Source organism: Ferroglobus sp., assembly GCF_015521575.1.
In the GTDB taxonomy this organism is placed as follows: Archaea; Halobacteriota; Archaeoglobi; order Archaeoglobales; family Archaeoglobaceae; genus Ferroglobus.
In genome coordinates this window covers 1-2,224 of sequence record NZ_WANY01000021.1, presented here as the reverse complement: position 1 = coordinate 2,224, position 2,224 = coordinate 1, and the positions used below count along the sequence as shown (strand labels likewise).

Here is a 2,224-nt window from a genome sequence, read left to right as displayed (position 1 = left end):
TCCTAATACGGCTCTCTTTCCCTTATATCTTATCGATACGACGCTTTCAAGAATCCACTTAATTTTACCGTCCTTACGTATTGCTCGATATTCGTAGGGTTCTTTTCTCAAGCCTTTCAGCATTTCTATCGCGCATTTTCTGACTTTTTCTCTATCCTCTTCGTGAACGAGTTCAAACCAGTATTTGTTTCTGAGCTCCTCCGTTGTGTATCCGGTAAGTTTCTCGAAGGTGGAATTGACGAGTTCGAACTTTCCATCGACAAGAATGTACTGTCCAATCGGTGAAGAGAAGAAGAGACTCTTGAAAAGTTCTTCACTCTCGACTCTCTCCGTTATGTCAAAGAACAACGTTATTCCTGCCGGTTTTCCGTTGTAAATTATGCTGTCGAACCAGAATAATCCAAACTTTACATCACCAGCTTTTGTGTAAATGGGAACAACGTATAACCTTGGCTCCACGTTCTCTCCTCGTTGCCTCTTCCTTCCTCTTTCTTTTACAACATCTCTCACAGACTCATGAGCAAATTCCCAGAATGGTTTAGACATCAGTTCTTCTTTGCTGAAACCGGATATTTTCTCTGCTCCTTTGTTTACGTAAACGAAGTAATCGTCTTGGTAAATTAACATGCCTATTACTTCGGAGTTTTCGATGACTCTCAGGATTTCAAAGACCTCATCGATCTTCGACGTTAACGTATCCTCCTTGGAGAAAACTAAGACTTTACCAATTTTATCTCCGTAGTAACAACGCATCTCAGCCAGAAGCTTGTACTTGCCTTTAATCTCCTCATAACTTTTGGCTTCACAATTGTGAGATCTAATTATTTCATTATCGACTATTAAAGCGTAACCGACTCCGGCTTTGTTTGAGATGAACTCGCACTCAACGAAATCAGAAATTGCCTCTTTCAAACTCTTCATCTTGTGATAGTAGTAGACTCTACCATCAAGCTCGATTCTTGTGACTTCAAAAATCCTCTCTTCCCCAACGTATTCGCAGAAAGATGCTTTTTCCGCATTCTTTAAAGCCGGACAAAAAGAAGGTCTTTCGTCCGATCCGTGGATTAACTCGTAACATTTCTTTTTATCACCGAAAATCTCCGTAAATTTTTTATCTTTCCAAACAACATTGCCTTCCAGATCGACAATAAACTCCACCATTTCAATATCTTATATTGCGAAACATATTTATAATCCTTATCACTATTAGAAGATGTATGGGTTTAAAAGTGCTCATAGTGGAGGACGATCCCATAGTGAGGGAAATCCTAAAAACGATTTTGAAGAACCATTTTGTTATTGAAGCTGACAATGGTGAGGAGGCAGTTAAACTCTACAAGTATCACAAGCCAGATGTTGTTTTAATGGATATAGTCCTCCCAGATAAGGACGGAATAAAGGCTACAGAGGAGATCCTCAAGGAGGATAAAGATGCAACGATAATAGGTATTACGGCATTTGCCGCAACAAAAAAAGAGGCTATGCTAAAAGCTGGAGCTAAGGAAGTTATCGAAAAACCGTTAAATAGGAAAAAAATCTTAGAAGCTATTGAGAAGTATGCCAAGGCTGGGTGAGATCTTAAAGTTTTTCGAAAACAACTGCAAGAAGGATTTCCTCGTCTGGATAGCTACATACGCTGAAGACGTTCACTTAGCTCCGGTGTGTTTCGTTTTAAGCAAGGAGGACAAGCTCGTAATCGCTTACAACTTCGTGAAGAAGACTGTAGAGAACATAAAAAAGAATCCGAAGGTTGCAGTTGGAGTTGCTAAGAGACTTGAAGAAGGTTTCGACGGATATCTCGTCAAGGGAAGAGCCGAAATACACGAAGAAGGAGAATTTTTCGAGGAGATAAAGGAGTTCGTTGAAAGGGAAAGCGGTGGGAGAAGAAGCCCAAAAGCTGCGATAGTGGTTTATCCAGAAAAAGTGTACTCGCTAAAACCCGGAGAAGGTAAGAAGAGAATAATTTAATCTCTTTTAGGTCTGAACTTTCCTCCGAATCCCTTTCCTATGAAGTATATCTCGGCACTTCTCTTCCTTGAGGCTGGAGGAGAGTGAAGTTTTTTGAATCTGAAGTGCTTTTTGAATTCTCTAACAACGTCCTCAAGTTCGGCTCCTTGGAACATTTTAACGACGAAGTTTCCTCCGGGCTTTAAGAACTCTTTTGCAATGTTAAAAGCTGCTTTTGCGAGCTCCATGGAAAGGAAGTGATCGAGATCCCAGTTAC

4 protein-coding genes are annotated in these 2,224 nt (G+C 40.4%); 2 read left to right on the top strand and 2 right to left on the bottom strand.

The window, feature by feature from the left end:
* On the bottom strand, positions 1 to 1,161 hold a 1,161-nt coding region (locus F7C14_RS00845; RefSeq protein WP_290898723.1), incomplete at its 3' end, for a PAS domain-containing protein.
* 56 nt (positions 1,162 to 1,217) lie between these two features.
* Here F7C14_RS00845 and F7C14_RS00840 point away from each other — a divergent pair.
* Together F7C14_RS00840 and F7C14_RS00835 are read left to right on the top strand one after the other, a co-directional pair.
* Positions 1,218 to 1,574, top strand: coding sequence for a response regulator (locus F7C14_RS00840; protein WP_290898718.1), 357 nt, complete (start codon positions 1,218 to 1,220; stop codon positions 1,572 to 1,574).
* Positions 1,558 to 1,968 (top strand): pyridoxamine 5'-phosphate oxidase family protein, encoded by a 411-nt coding sequence (locus F7C14_RS00835; RefSeq protein WP_290898713.1) that lies wholly within the window; start codon positions 1,558 to 1,560, stop codon positions 1,966 to 1,968. Before F7C14_RS00840 ends, F7C14_RS00835 begins: the two co-directional genes overlap by 17 nt.
* Here the strand turns inward: F7C14_RS00835 and F7C14_RS00830 are convergent.
* On the bottom strand, positions 1,965 to 2,224 hold a 260-nt coding region (locus F7C14_RS00830; protein ID WP_290898710.1), incomplete at its 5' end, for an RlmE family RNA methyltransferase. The genes F7C14_RS00835 and F7C14_RS00830 overlap by 4 nt on opposite strands.

Excerpts from the sequence above, each read along its gene's own strand:
- F7C14_RS00835 (WP_290898713.1), top strand. The coding sequence starts at position 1,558 with ATGCCAAGGCTGGGTGAGATCTTAAAGTTTTTCGAAAACAACTGCAAG.
- F7C14_RS00840 (WP_290898718.1), top strand. The coding sequence starts at position 1,218 with ATGGGTTTAAAAGTGCTCATAGTGGAGGACGATCCCATAGTGAGGGAA.